This window comes from Mesorhizobium sp. M1C.F.Ca.ET.210.01.1.1, assembly GCF_004791585.1.
Lineage (GTDB): Bacteria > Pseudomonadota > Alphaproteobacteria > Rhizobiales > Rhizobiaceae > Mesorhizobium.
The window spans coordinates 18,835-32,618 of the sequence record NZ_SRUU01000035.1 but is presented as its reverse complement, the minus strand read 5'-3'; the positions used below and the strand labels follow the sequence as shown (position 1 = coordinate 32,618).

General features: G+C 63.7%; 14 protein-coding genes. 8 read left to right on the top strand and 6 right to left on the bottom strand.

Annotated features, from left to right (window positions below; translation table 11 throughout):
- Positions 1-14: 14 nt before the first annotated feature.
- The 4 genes from EN853_RS28220 to EN853_RS28205 all read right to left on the bottom strand — a co-directional run bounded on the left by EN853_RS28220 (position 15) and on the right by EN853_RS28205 (position 3,661).
- Complete coding sequence (locus EN853_RS28220; protein ID WP_245517215.1) at positions 15-893, bottom strand: MipA/OmpV family protein; 879 nt, start codon at positions 891-893, stop codon at positions 15-17.
- Between the two features lie 251 nt (positions 894-1,144).
- Positions 1,145-2,521: a HAMP domain-containing sensor histidine kinase gene (locus tag EN853_RS28215; RefSeq protein WP_127862321.1), complete on the bottom strand. Its 1,377-nt coding sequence runs from the start codon at positions 2,519-2,521 to the stop codon at positions 1,145-1,147.
- Complete coding sequence (locus EN853_RS28210) at positions 2,518-3,192, bottom strand: response regulator transcription factor (protein ID WP_127862322.1); 675 nt, start codon at positions 3,190-3,192, stop codon at positions 2,518-2,520. The genes EN853_RS28215 and EN853_RS28210 overlap by 4 nt, the downstream gene beginning before the upstream one ends.
- 130 nt (positions 3,193-3,322) lie before the next feature.
- Positions 3,323-3,661 carry a hypothetical protein gene (locus EN853_RS28205; protein ID WP_127862323.1) on the bottom strand — a complete coding sequence of 113 codons (339 nt, stop codon included), beginning with the start codon at positions 3,659-3,661 and terminating at the stop codon, positions 3,323-3,325.
- A gap of 203 nt (positions 3,662-3,864) precedes the next feature.
- Between EN853_RS28205 and EN853_RS28200 the strand changes: the two genes are divergently transcribed.
- Positions 3,865-4,305: a hypothetical protein gene (locus EN853_RS28200; protein WP_127862324.1), complete on the top strand. Its 441-nt coding sequence runs from the start codon at positions 3,865-3,867 to the stop codon at positions 4,303-4,305.
- A 10-nt stretch (positions 4,306-4,315) separates the two neighbouring features.
- Here the strand turns inward: EN853_RS28200 and EN853_RS28195 are convergent, their stop codons facing one another.
- Entirely contained in the window at positions 4,316-5,062 is a 747-nt protein-coding gene (locus EN853_RS28195; RefSeq protein ID WP_210234816.1) for an SDR family oxidoreductase, read from the bottom strand.
- Positions 5,063-5,097: 35 nt separating this feature from the next.
- Entirely contained in the window at positions 5,098-5,577 is a 480-nt protein-coding gene (locus EN853_RS28190) for a VOC family protein (RefSeq protein WP_127862325.1), read from the bottom strand.
- A 135-nt stretch (positions 5,578-5,712) separates the two neighbouring features.
- On the opposite strand from EN853_RS28190, the gene EN853_RS28185 reads away from it, so the two are divergent.
- The 7 genes from EN853_RS28185 to EN853_RS28155 all read left to right on the top strand — a co-directional run bounded on the left by EN853_RS28185 (position 5,713) and on the right by EN853_RS28155 (position 13,703).
- Entirely contained in the window at positions 5,713-6,600 is an 888-nt protein-coding gene (locus tag EN853_RS28185) for a transcriptional regulator GcvA (RefSeq protein WP_127862326.1), read from the top strand.
- Between the two features lie 336 nt (positions 6,601-6,936).
- Entirely contained in the window at positions 6,937-7,935 is a 999-nt protein-coding gene (locus EN853_RS28180; protein WP_127862327.1) for a L,D-transpeptidase, read from the top strand.
- A gap of 134 nt (positions 7,936-8,069) precedes the next feature.
- Positions 8,070-10,508, top strand: coding sequence for an FAD-dependent oxidoreductase (locus tag EN853_RS28175; RefSeq protein WP_127862328.1), 2,439 nt, complete (start codon positions 8,070-8,072; stop codon positions 10,506-10,508).
- A gap of 5 nt (positions 10,509-10,513) precedes the next feature.
- Entirely contained in the window at positions 10,514-11,623 is a 1,110-nt protein-coding gene (locus EN853_RS28170) for a mandelate racemase/muconate lactonizing enzyme family protein (protein WP_127862329.1), read from the top strand.
- Between the two features lie 114 nt (positions 11,624-11,737).
- Positions 11,738-12,061 carry a DUF2934 domain-containing protein gene (locus tag EN853_RS28165; protein ID WP_127862330.1) on the top strand — a complete coding sequence of 108 codons (324 nt, stop codon included), beginning with the start codon at positions 11,738-11,740 and terminating at the stop codon, positions 12,059-12,061.
- A 121-nt stretch (positions 12,062-12,182) separates the two neighbouring features.
- The gene (locus EN853_RS28160; RefSeq protein ID WP_127862331.1) at positions 12,183-13,133 is read left to right on the top strand and encodes a S1/P1 nuclease; all 951 of its coding nucleotides are present in this window, start codon (positions 12,183-12,185) and stop codon (positions 13,131-13,133) included.
- A 102-nt stretch (positions 13,134-13,235) separates the two neighbouring features.
- Complete coding sequence (locus tag EN853_RS28155) at positions 13,236-13,703, top strand: isoprenylcysteine carboxylmethyltransferase family protein (RefSeq protein ID WP_167524639.1); 468 nt, start codon at positions 13,236-13,238, stop codon at positions 13,701-13,703.
- Positions 13,704-13,784: the final 81 nt, after the last annotated feature.

The window sequence follows — 13,784 nt, the reverse complement described above, 5'->3', positions numbered from 1 at the left end:
AAGTGAGATTGCCCCTAGAACCGATAGGCCAAACCCAGCATCCCGAACGGCTGCACATCTTTCTTCACGATCGGGCTGTCCTTGGCATCACCCATAAGAAAGCCGGCCCCCGCCGCGCCGGTGACCATCCAGTTATCGGTCAACATGTAAGTGACGGACGCCTTGACGTCGACGCGCTTGACACCGGCCTTGGCGTCATATTGCGGCAGACCAGAGCTTGCCGACTGGGTGGCCGTGACACCAAAATAGGCTTCCATGTGCTTGTCGTCGGCCCAGGTGCCGGAAACGTCCGCCGAGAAGATGAAGCGTTCGTACCGATAGGACGCTTTGGCGCCAACGGTTCCGGTCAGGCCATCACTGCCGCCAATGGTCTTGTCCAGTTTTCCGTAAATCTCGAACGGCCCATAGCCATAGCTGACGATACCGCCGATCACCCCACCTGGGTCCACATCGCCAAGGCCCTTGAGATAGTCCGAATCGTCTTCCTTGCGCCCCAGTTCATAGCCGCCTTTGACGCCAATCTTGAAGCCGTCATATTCAAGCAAATCGACCGTGACTCCTGTGATATCGACACTCACCCGCTCCCCGAAGCGCGCGGAGAAGAGTGGGAAGGGTTTGACGTCGAATTTGTCCGAACCCTCGTACTCGGGCATATAAATCGCGCCGGCGCCGATGGTGACCTGCCAATCGTGGAGACTGTCGCGAAAATCTCCGTAGCGGGCCGGATCGATTTCTTGCGACGGGTTGGGAGTGGCCTCGCTTTCAACCACATCAGCCGCGGAGGAAGCGAACGGAGTCATAGCGAGCGCAATGGCTAATGCCGTCAGGCCGGCGTTTCTCATTTTATGCGCGTGCCCGAATGCTGACGGTGCGCTTGCTGTGAGGGACTTCACTGAAAGACTCCTGTTGAAAGGATTTGTGAGAACCGGCCCCGGTTCGGCAGGTTGGCGCAAACTGTCGTTGAAGGATTGCCGCAACATTACGGGGTGGGAGCAGCGCGGACGGAGGGAGTCGGACTCCAGTGGTGCCTGAACCGATCAGTCGTCCAACCGAAGCTCAGCCAACGCCGCCCACCGTCGTGCGGCGGCCAGCAGCCGGATCACATCACTTGCGTGGCTGCCTGCCGGTAAGGGTTGCAACAAACTTACACCGGCACACCGGAAGAACTGGTGGCCGGATGTTCAGGAAGGGCAATGGTTACGCAAGTCCCGGACGGCCCGCTTTCCAGCCTGATTCCGCCGTGGTGATTGGCGACGATCTGCTTTACCAGATTGAGGCCGAGACCGGCTCCGGTGCTGCGGGGCAAGACACGATAGAAGGGCTCGAAAACCAGCTTCTGGTGATCTGCGGGAATGCCAGCTCCCTCGTCCTTGACCATGATGTCGCCAAGCCTGGAAACGGCAACGGAAATGAAGCCGCTTCCCCCGCCATGATCGATCGCGTTGCGGACCAGATTGCTGATCGCGCGCGTCAGGGACGCGGGGTGGCAGCGGCGCTCCAGCCGCTCCACTTCGGCCGAGAAGGAAATTTCATAGCCGGCACCAATCGCAATCGGCGCAAGATCGGCAACGACCGATCGGGATAGCTCCACCAGATCGACCGTCGAGAAGGCATGATTTGTCTGGGTGTTCTTTTCAAAATCGAGAAGCTGCTCTGCCATTTCCCGCAACCGGGCAACATCATCCAGAAGGCGCCGTCGCTCCTTGCCGGGCTCCATTCCCTCGATCCTTGCCTGCATGATGGCGACCGGCGTGCGAAGTTCGTGGGCGGCGTCGATCAGAAATCGCCCGCGCGCCTGAAACTGCTCCTCAAGCCGTTCGAGAATTCGATTGAAGGCCAAGATCAGCGGCACGACTTCCTTTGGGACATTTTCGAGCGGCAAGCGCGAACCGGGACGACGGGGATCTATGTCCGGCACCTTCCTCACGACAACGTTCAAGCCCTGCAACGCCTGACGCACGATATGCGGCACCGTTAGGAAGAGGGCCGGCAGGGCGATCGCCAACAGTGGGAGGTATATAGGGTTCAGCTTGAAGAGCAGCGTGAGGATGTTGCCGCCGGCACTGGTGTTTCCCCCGTACATCACCCTCACTCGTCCGAAAGAGATGTCGATGGTGTCAATAGCGGCCATTTCGTCGACGTTTCCATCCTCTCGAATGTCAGCGTCTTTGATGAAGCGAATGTAAGGTGACATGCCTTCATAACGAGCCGGGACGGCGCCGAATGAGACGGTTTCACCTTGGGACGTTGCGACCACGAACCAGAGCTTGCTGTTTTCCGATTGAAAGGCGCGAAGGCGCGGCGTGACCTCGAGAGCGAACCGGCCTTGAGCATCCCGGTGCAAGGCGCCCTCCAGCGCGGCGGTCAAACTGTCCTTTATTCCAATGTATGGGTTCAGTGTGAACGCCGCGTACACGCTAAGCCCGACAGTCACCAGCGCCACGACGGCAACGAAGACAAGGCTTATCCGCCAGCTCAGATTCCACCATAGCGACGGATTTTGATTGGCCGCCCTGCTCATCCGTCCTCCCTCAGGAGGTAACCTACGCCCCTGATATTGTGTATGGTTACCCCTGCCGCGGCGTCAGAAAGACGTTTGCGGAGCCTGGAGATGTGAGCATCCAGCGCATTCGACTGAATTTCCTCTTCGTAATTGTAGACAGCCGCCTCCAGTGTGGGCCGTCCGACGGTCTTGTCTTTTCGCTTGGCCAATGCGACCAGCACCAGAAGCTCACGCCTGGGAATATCAAGGAGGGCGGAATCGACACTGACGGTCAGATGCAGTGGATCGATGATCATCCGCCCGGCAGTGATCTGCTGCTCGACGATAGTGACGGGGCGGCGCAGCACCGCGCGAAGCCTGGCAAGCAGTTCCTCGGTGAGGAAGGGTTTTCCGAGATAGTCATCGGCGCCAATGTTCAAGCCTTCGACGCGCTCCAATGGTTCGTTACGCGCCGTAAGCACGATGATTGGCGTATCTCTGCCCATTCTGCGGATGTTCGGGATGAACGTGAGCCCCTCTCCATCGGGCAGACGACGATCAAGGAGGATCGCGTCATAATCGTTTTGCCGTATGAGTTCGAGCGCATCGCCGAGCAGCACGGTGTGATCGATCACGATCCCCTGCCTGGCAAGCGTCGCCGCAAGCGCGTCGGCGAGTTCCATTTCATCTTCGATCAACAAGAGCCGCATCGCCGTCCCATCCGTTCTCGCTCTGCTTTACCAACAGTGTTGCGGCAGCATTACGGAACCGGGCGGCTGACGCCGTCGCGCAGCTTACGGCACGATCGCTTGATTGGCGGCCAGCCCGACGGTCAAAACGTCAGCGCCGCGCCGGAAGCAGCAGAGAGACCTTGAGCCGCGGCGCGAAAAAGCAGCGCAGATAGGGCTGATTGGTTATGACGTAGTGGTTCTCGCAGATATGAAATTGGTCGTCCGGCGATTCCTGCACGCGGTCTCGCGGGATGTTGAAACCGTCGGGCAGGTAGGTATAGCCGCCATCAACCCTGGACCGCACCGAAGACCGGGGTATGGCGCGGCAATCGGTGCCGCCGCAACACTTGAATTTCGTTACCGGGTCAATCTTGTCCGTGTACCAATCATGGGCGTTGGCGCCTGCTGCGGCGGCAATGCACATGGCTGTGAGGATGAACCTTCGCATGGCATCCCTCGAGCACGCGGAGGCGCTGCTCATTCGAGCGTCATGTATATTAGCGTTCCTCCAAAAATGCCATTGCCGCAGCGGGATTCAGCGCACGTGCCTTGGAACCAATAACGGGGCGAGACTGTTCAGCTATGTCTTTGATACGATGCTGGCCTGCCCGGCCGGTTGGGCAAGCGGCGCTCTTGTGGAGGTCTCTCATCATGAAGATTTCGTCCAGGTTTCGTTCAGTCGCTCTTGCCGTCATCGCGGCCACGGGCGTGAGCTTTGCCGGTGCGGCGCATGCCGACAGCGGTTCGATCCGCTTTTCCGTCTACAAGGCAGCCTTCTTCATCGGCGGCTCCGGAGGCGAAGGCACGCTGACCTTCCACGGCCGCCGGTATCCCATCTCCATCGGCGGCGTCTCGGGCGGCCTCGCCTTCGGGGCCTCCAAGACCTATTTCCAAGGCACCGTGCGCCACATACGCCGCGCCCGGGATGTGACGGGCGTGTATGGCGCGGCGGGCGGCGGCGGCGCACTCGGCAGAGGGGCCCAGGTGATCGTCATGACCAATGACAAGGGCGCCCGGCTCGAGCTCACAGGCAGGCAGGTAGGCCTGCAGGTCAACGCCGATCTCAGCGGCATGAGCATCGCGTTGAGGTAAGGGCCGCAAGTCAAACCAATCTCTGCCCGCCATCGATGTGGATGGTCTCGCCGGTCATGAACTGGCTCTGCATCAGGTAGAGATAGGCGGGCGCGACGTCGGCCGGCGTCGCGACCCTCCCCGCCGGAATGCGCGCGCCCATCTGGTCGAAGTAGCCCGCCTTGGCCTCGCCGACGATCTCGTCCCACATCTCGGTGTCGACCCAGCCGGGCGAGACGATGTTGACGCGGGTCGGCGCGAGCTCCAGCGCCAGCGCGCGGGCGAAATAGGTGAAGGAGCCGGCGATCGCTGAGACGACCGAGCCGCCGGGAACCGGCGGGCGGTCCTTGTTGATGCCGGAGGTGAAGGTCATGGAGCCGCCTTTGTTCAGCGTGCGCACGGCATGCTTGGCGAGCATCACCGCGCCGATCAGCTTGCCGTCGACGAATTGGCGCACGAAATCCATGTCGGTCTCGCCGATCGGATCGTTGGGCGGCGGCGGTCCGGCCGTCGCCACCAGATGATCGAAGGCGCCGACCGCGTCGAACAGGCGGGCGACATCCGCCTCGTTCGCCATGTCGGCGGCAATGCCCGTCACTCGCCCTGCCCCGGCGAGCCTTTGCTCGGCCGCCTTCAGTCTGTCCGCCGAGCGGCCGGCGATCGCCACCTGAGCGCCGCTTTCCAGCGCGGCCGCCGCCACGCCGAAACCGATGCCGGAGCTGCCTCCGACGACAATGATCCTTTTTCCATTGAGTGAAGTCATAGGGAGCGTAGCCATGAGGGTCCTCCGTCTTTGAGCTATGGGGTTGAGAATTAGGCGCGGCCAGCGTGGGCCGCTTCGATGTCGGCGAGGATGATCTTCCGCATCGAGTACATCGCCTGCCGCGCCCGGGCGGCCTTCTCGCGGTCCGGGTCGTTCATCAGGCGCAGCGCCGGCTCCGGGATGACCTGCCAGTAGACGCCGAACTTGTCCTGCAACCAGCCGCAGGGCTTTTCCGCGCCGCCGCCGGCCGTCAGCGCGTTCCAGTAATAGTCGGTCTCGGCTTGGTCCCTGGTCTCGATGTAGAGCGAGATCCTTTCGTTGAAGGGCGGCACCCCGCCGGCGTTGAGCGCGGTGAAGCGCTGGCCTTCGAGCTCGAAGTCGAAGATCGCGTGCGGCGTATCGGTGCCGGCGACATTGTCGGTGAGGGTGATCGTCTCCAGCGCCCGGCCGTTCTTGAACACCGAAAGATAGAAGTCGCGCGCCTGTTCGGCATCGAGATTGAACCACAGGAAGGGATGAACCGTAGCCATTTTGTCCTCGCAGGTTTTGCACTTAAGTGAGCGTTAGTCACAGATGCCGTGAGGATTTCTGGCTGGAAAGCTCTCGACAGACAAACCAAAGTTTGGCAATGATTTGTTACCAACACTCACAAATAGATTTGCGCCATGGCTCGCAGACTGCCGCCGCTCAATGCCCTGCCCGCCTTCGAGGCCGCCGCCCGGCATCTCAACTTCTCCAGGGCGGCGGACGAGCTCAACCTCACGCATGGCGCCATCAGCCGCGCGGTGAAACATCTCGAGGACCAGCTCGGCGTGCAGCTTTTCGAGCGCGCGACGCGCTCGGTGCGCCTCACGCCTGTCGGCGAGCCCTATGCGCGGTCAGTGCGCGAGGCGCTCTACCAGCTTGCCCTGGCCACCCAGGCGGCGACGTCGCGCCATTCGGGATCGACCTTGAATGTCAGCACTTCGGACGGATTCGCCGGCAAATGGCTGGTGCCGAGGCTCTACCGCTTCCACCGCGCCCATGGCGATATCGACGTGCGCGTCTCGACCACCGGCAGGCTCACCAACTTCCGCGGCGACGGCATCGACGTCGCGATCCGCTACGGCGCCGGGAACTATCATGGGCTGACCTCAGAGTTCCTCACCGGCGAGGAGGTGTTTCCGGTCTGCAGCCCGAGGCTGCTGGAGGGACCGCATCCGCTTCGGACCCCGCAAGACCTCAAGCATCACACGCTGATCCGCGACGGCTACCGCATCGACTGGGCGGCCTGGCTGGCCAGCGCCGGCGTTGAAGGCGTCGACCCGAACAGCGGGCTCACCTTCGATTCCGCCACCTTCGCGGTGGAGTCGGCCGTGCAGGGCGAAGGCGTGGTGCTCGGCCGCACGATGCTGGTTTCAGCAGACCTCGCCACCGGCAGGCTGGTGCGGCCTTTCGACCACGCGCTGAAAGCCGTCTCCAGCTTCTATCTGGTGTACCCGCCCGAGGCGATCCGCCAGCGCAAGGTCAAGGCGTTTCGGGACTGGCTGCTGTCGGAGATCGAGGCGGGCTGAGTTCAGCGCGTGTCCACGCACCGCCCTGCGCGGCAGCGCCTTCGGGACTGGCCTCGAATGGGCAACCGACGGCATGGGCGGGGGCTTCGGGGAACCGTCGGTTACCAGGATGGGGGGCCATGAAATCAGGAAATGCGCAGGCCCTGGCACGATAATGCCAGTTATCCGTGTTCGTGGGAACTGGTTTCCAGCTTAAAATTCAAACGTATATGGGAGGAAGCGCACAATCACGATGATCTTCGCGGCTGCCCGCGACAGGAACCACATCGGCCGTGCCGCGTCATTAAGACAGATGCATGCGAGACAGGTTCTTGTCGCGGTCATGGAGTGACATCGATGGTCAGGCTCCTTCTTATCGTTTCGGTGACGCTAACGCTCGCATGCGGCGGGACGCAGGCAGCCAGGCTGGAGCTCGACGCGGTCAACCACGCGCAATTCAGCGAGGGCGAGCCGAGCGGCGTCGATCCGATGCTGATCAAGGCGCAGGTCCTTCTCGATCGCGCCCGCTTCTCGCCTGGCCTGATCGACGGCCGCCTTTCCGACAATTTTGCCAAGGCCGTCGCGGCCTTCCAGGCGGCGAACGGACTGCCCTCCGACGGCAAGCTGACGCGCGAGACCTGGGACAAGCTCGCGGCGACCTTCGCCGGCCCGGTGCTGATAACCTACGACGTCACGCGCAAGGATGTGCGCGGGCCCTTCACCAAGCGCATCCCGGCTCGCATGGACCGGATGGCGCATCTAAGGCGGCTCGGCTACCGCAACGCGCGAGAGAAACTGGCGGAGCGTTTCCATGTCAGCGAAAAATTGCTGATGATGCTCAATCCCAGAGCCGGTTTCAGGAAGGCCGACACCACCTTGGTGGTACCCGATGTCGGCCGCGGCGATCCTCCAGCAGCCGTCGCCAGCGTCGAGGTCGACAAGGCAACTCGGCAGGTGCGCGCGCTCGATCCGTCAGGCAGACCGCTCGCGGTCTATCCCGCTTCGATCGGCAGCGAGGAAAAGCCGGCGCCGAGCGGCACGGCGGAAGTCAGGCGCGTGGTCCACAATCCGACCTATCACTACGATCCGAAATTCGCCTTCAAGGGCGTCAGGAGTAAGCGGCCCTTCACCATCGCCAAGGGACCGAACAATCCGGTGGGTTCGGTCTGGATCGACCTCTCGATCGACAGCTACGGCATCCACGGCGCGCCGGAGCCCGGCAAGATCGGCACGACCTTCTCGCATGGCTGCATCCGGCTGACCAACTGGGACGCCGAAGACCTCGCCGCCATGATCAAGCCGGGCACGAAGGTCGACTTCAAGGACGAGACCGCGCAGGGCGGAAGCGTGCAGTGAACGGCCGCCTGCGGGCGAGGCTGGCTGCATAAGCCCAATTTATCATCATCCCTAGTTTTTGAAGGCGTTACACGGCGTTTTGCCGCCTGTAGCTTCGACAGCGCTTTTGAAAACGATATGGATCTGGTGGTTCGATGCAAGCACATGCGCGGGTGGTGATCGTTGGCGGGGGCTGTGTCGGCGCCGGCATCCTGTATGGCCTGGCCAAGCGCGGCTGGACCGACGTGGCGCTGCTCGAGCGCACGCAGCTGACCGCAGGCTCGACGTGGCATGCCGCGGGCCTCATCCCGTCCTATGCCCGCAACATCAATGTCGGGCGGATGATCAAGAAGACCATCGAGATCTACGAGGGGCTCGAGGCAGAGACGGGGCAGCCGGTCGGATGGCACAAATGCGGCCAGTTGCGCATTGCCAATTCCAGGGACCGGCTCGACGAGTTCAAGAGCTATATGAGCGTCGCCGATGTCCAGGGCATGCGGGCGCATTTGCTGACACCGGCCGAGGCCAGGGAGCTTTGCCCACTGCTCGACAACAAGCACATGCTGGGCGCCCTCTACCACCCGGATGACGGGCATATCGCGCCGGCCGACGTGACGCATGCCATGGCCAAAGGGGCGCGGGATCTGGGCGCCAAGGTCCATCTCAACACCGAGGTCATCGGGTTCAAGCGGACGCCGGGCGGCGAGTGGTTGGTTGAGACGAACAAGGGTGACATCACCTGCGAGCACGTGATCTGCGCCACCGGCAACTACGCGCGCCAGACCGGCGCGTTGCTCGGCCTCGAAATCCCGGCCATCCCGATCCTGCACCAGTACTGGATCACCGAGGCCGTGCCGGAGGTGGTGGAGCGTAAGCGTGAGGGACGCCCCGAGATGCCGATCCTGCGCGACGAAGGCTTCGAGGGCTATCTGCGCGAAGAAGGCGACGGGCTGATGTTCGGGCCCTACGAACGCACCGAGCACCTGAAACTGTTCGCCGAGGACGGCGTCCCGGCCTGGTTCGGCGCAGATCTCGTCGAAGAGGATTTCGAGGCGGTGGCGTGGAACTGGGAGCAGGCCTTGCAGCTGGTCCCGGCGCTCGGACGGGTGGGCATCAAGGCCAATGTGCGCGGTCCGTTCCAGATGACGGCCGACGAGCTTCCCTTGATGGGGCCGGCCTGGGGCCTGCCCAATGTCTGGCTGGCCGAAGGCGTGCCGGGCGGCATCCTGTGGGGCGGCACGATCGGCTACTATTTGTCGGAGCGGATCGTCGAAGGCGGCAACAGCCTCGACACGTCCGACCTCGATCCGCGCCGCTTCGGCGACTATGCCAACAAGGCGTGGACGCGCGAGAAGGTCCGCGAGGCCTGGGGCACGCATGCCGAGCAGAAATATCCGGGACAGGACATGCCCGCCGCCCGGCCGCAGAAGACCGCGCCGTCCTACGACAGGCTGACGGAGCTCGGCGCCGTCTGGGGCGTTCTCAACGGCTGGGAGATGCCCAACTGGTTCGCGCCGAAGGGCGTCGAGGCCAAGGACCAGTACAGCTGGCGCTGGACGGCCAAGGGCGTTTACGTCGCCGAGGAAGTCCAGGCCGTGCGCAACGCCGTCGGCCTGGTCGAGATGACGCCGATGACCAAGTTCGAGGTGTCGGGACGAGGTGCGGCCGCATGGCTCGACCGGATCCTCGCCAACCGACTGCCCGCGACCGGCAAGGTGACGCTGGCGCATCATTTGACAGCAACCGGCGGCGTGCAGGCGGAATACATGGTGGCGCGCCTCGCCGAAGACAGCTTCTACCTGATCTCGACGCCGCGCGCGGAGCGCTGGAATTTCGACGATCTCTCGAAACTGTTGCCCGCCGACGACAGCGTATTCTTGAAGAACGTCACCAACGAGCGCGGCTGCTTCACGGTCGTCGGGCCGAAGGCGCGAGACGTGCTGCAACCCCTGACCGCGATCGACCTTTCGAACGAAAGCTTCCCTTGGTTCAGCGTGAAGACCGGCAGCGTCGCCCTGGCGAGCGACGTGCGGCTGCTGCGCGTCAGCTGCGAAGGCGAGCTGGGCTGGGAGCTCTACCATCCGCTGCCCTACCAGCGGCAATTGCTCGATGCGCTTCTGAAGGAAGGCGACAAGCACGGCATGCGGCTGGTCGGGCTGCATGCGCTGGAATCACTCAGGTTGGAGAAATCCTATCGCGCCATGTATCGCGACATGAACCCGGAGCTCAACGCGCTGGAGAGCGGGCTTGAGCGCTTCATCCGCCTCGACAAGGGCGATTTCGTCGGGCGCGAGGCTGTCTTGAAATACAAGGCGAGGAACGACCAGCGCCGGTCGGTGACGCTCAAGGTCGAGACCGACGGCGCGAGCACGCTTGCCTCAGAAGGTCTTTACCTGAATGGCGAATTGGTCGGGCGCATCACCTCGGGCGGATACGGCTATGCGCTCGGGCATGACGTGGCGCTGGCGCTGCTGCCCGAGCGTCTCGGCAAGCCCGGCACGAAGCTCGACGTCGCGATCCTGGGCGAATGGAAGGTCGCCGAGGTCATTGCGGATTCGCCCTACGATCCCACCTCGGCCAGGGCGCGGATGTAGCAGGCATGCGGATCGACCGGATCAACGTCTACTCGGCGCAGCTTCCCGTCAAAGGCGGCGTCTATCGGATGGCGAGCGCCGATGTGGAGGCGCTGGACTCGACGCTTGTCGAGATCGTGACCGATGACGGTTTGACCGGCTGGGGCGAGACCTGCCCGGTCGGACCGGTCTACCAGCCGCATCACGCGCTGGGCGCTCGCGCCGCGATCGCCGAAATCGCTCCCGGGCTCATCGGTTGCGAGATCGCCTCGATCAGGCTTCTGGCCAGACAAATGGGCGAGCGGCTGAACGGGCACGGCTACGCCAAGGCGGCGTTCGACATGGCCTTCCTCGACCTGCTCGGCCAGAAACTCGGCGTGCCGGTCTCGACGCTTCTGGGCGGCGCGCTGACGGACCGCGTGCCGGCCTATTATTCGCTGATCGTCGGCGCTCCGGACGAAACGGCGAGGATCGCCGCCGACAAGGTGAATGCCGGCTATCCGCGCCTGCAGGTCAAAATCGGGGGGCGCAATCTCGAGGAAGACGTGGCCGTCGTTCACAAGGTCTGGGAAGCGGTCGGCTACAAGGCGCGGATCGCCGTCGACGGCAATCGCGGCATGACGGTCGCCTCGGCGATCCATCTCGACCGGCTCTGCCAGGCGATCCCGTTCGTCTTCGAGCAGCCCTGCAACACGATCGACGAGATCGCGACGCTAAAAGGTCGCGTGACGCATCCGGTCTATCTGGACGAGAGCACCGAGGACCAGAACACGGTGCTGCGCGCGATCTCGCTCGGCATCGCGGACGGCTTCGGCTTCAAGGTCACCCGCCTTGGCGGCCTGAGCAAGATGACGACCGTGCGCGACCTTTGCGCGATCCGCTCGCTGCCGCACAGCTGCGACGACGCCTGGGGCGGCGACATCATCGCCGCGGCCTGCGTGCATCTCGCCGCGACCGTGGAGCCGCGCCGCATGGAAGGCGCCTGGATCGCCCAGGAATATATCGAGGGGCATTTCGACGCGAAGAACCCGGTCGTCATCCGCAACGGGCATATCGCCGTGCCGCAATTGCCCGGCCTCGGCGTGAAGCCGGAGCCCGGCCTGTTCGGCAAGCCGATGGCCACATACGAGGCCTGAGCGACGCCCCGGCCAACCCGGTTCCGGCCGGGAAGCAGCCGCCGATCACTTCTCGAACAGCGCGGATCGTTCCGCCCTGCCCTGCGTTGAGTGAAACGCAAGGAGGAAACCGCGATGGACGACGATCGGATCGAGAAGATCAGACAGCGCGCTTATGAGATCTGGGAGCGCGAGGGCAGCTTGCAGGGCGATCACGAGCGGCATTGGCATCAGGCCGAGATGGAGATCGACCGCGAAGCGGCCCTTCCCCTCACGGCCGACGATGCGCTGCCCGAGACGCGCGAGGGCGCCAGTTCAGATGTGCTGACAGTCGAAGCCCTGGCTGCGCGCACAGGCATATCGGGCGACGAGGCGCAGGAGTTGATCGACAGGCTGGGCAACGACCGTGCCGCGATCGAGCAGGCGGCGCGCGGCCTCAGGGCGAAGCGACAGCGCTAACTGCCGGGCAGTGGTGGGGTCCTTTTCCCTTCGCATCAGAGCTGCGCGGGAATCCGCTTGTTTGTGACACGCGTCTGCATTGTACTTTCCGGATCGAAACCTTGTTTGAGGAGGCAAGGGGATGACCTGGAAAGCGGCGGCGGTTTCCTGGACGGCGACGATTTGGGTGAGCTTGGCGACATGCGGCCAGGCGCTGGCCTGGGGCCAGGAGGGACATGCGGTGATCGCCGAGATCGCGCAGCACAGGCTGAGCAAAGACGCCTATGAGGTGATCGAGCAGCTCCTGCGTTCGCATCTCAAGCTCGAGCCGCCGGCGACGGTCTCGCTGGCCTCGGTCGCGAGCTGGGCCGACGACTACCGCGCCGAGAACCACAAGGAGACGTCGAACTGGCATTTCGTCGACATTCCGCTGGCGTCGAGGCCCGGCGACGCGACGGCCGCCACCACCGCCTACGACCCGGCGCGCGACTGCAAGGACGATGCGACCTTCGGCACCTGCCTGATGAAGGCGCTGCCGGCGCAGGAAAAGATCCTTGCCGATCCGAAGAAGAGCGACGAGGAGCGCTGGATGGCGCTCGCCTTCGTCATCCATCTGGTCGGCGACCTGTCGCAGCCGCTGCACTGCGTCGAGCGCCTGGACGGCAGCCAGGGCGACCAGGGCGGCAACACGCTGACGGTGACCTTCAACGTCTCGCGGCCGAAGCCGGACGGCTCGACCTATCGCGACCTCACCACCTTCCACGCGGTGTGGGATTCGAGCCTGATCCTGTTCAAATACTATGACTGGGGCAAGGTCGCGCTCGACCTCGAGACCGACGTCATCGCCAATCTCGCGCCGATGCCGGCCGCCGACCAGACGCCGCAAAAATGGCTGGCCGCGTGCCACGAGGCGGCGGAGGACGCCTATCGCGCGCTGCCCAAGGGCACGTCGATCAAGGCGGACAACCCGCACGCGGTGATCCTCGACCAGGCCTATTTCGACAAATTCTCGCCGCTCGCCGTCAAGCAGCTCGCGCTCGGTGGCCTGCATCTGGCGGCCGTGCTCAACGAGACGCTGGCGGTGGACAAGTAGGCGGCGTGGCGGACACCGGCAAGCGCAGGTTGCCGGGCGGCCCGCGCGGATGCATGGTGGCAGGGTGGCAATTGCGCCCGGTCGGAACCCGCGGAAATGGCCATGAACGACGAGAAGGACAATCCCGGCGTCGCGGTGTTCCCGCCGCTGCTGTTCCTTGTGACGGTGATCCTGATGCTGGCGCTGCGCTATGTCTGGCCGCTGGCGATCGGCGGCAGGCCGCTGACCATGGTGCTGGGCATCGTGCTTGCGGCGCTTGCGATTGCCGTCATCGCCTGGGGACGCATTACGATGCAGCGCGGCGGCACCAATGTCGATCCGACGAAGCCGACGCTGGCGATCATCACCGGCGGCCCGTTCGGCTTCAGCCGCAATCCGCTCTATGTCGGCCTGATGGGCCTGCTCTTGGGGATCGGGCTCATCTTCGACACCTGGTGGGGCGTGGTCGCTCTCGTCCCGGTCTTCCTCATCCTGCATTCCGGCGTGGTGCTGCGCGAGGAGACCTATCTGGAACGCAAGTTCGGCGAGCCCTACCGCGCCTACAAGGCAAGTGTGCGCCGCTATCTTTGACGGAGGGCGCCGACGCCCATTGGGGCTCCTTGCTCGGTCGGAGCCATTTGGGCATTTTGGTTCGCCATGCTAACTCAGTTA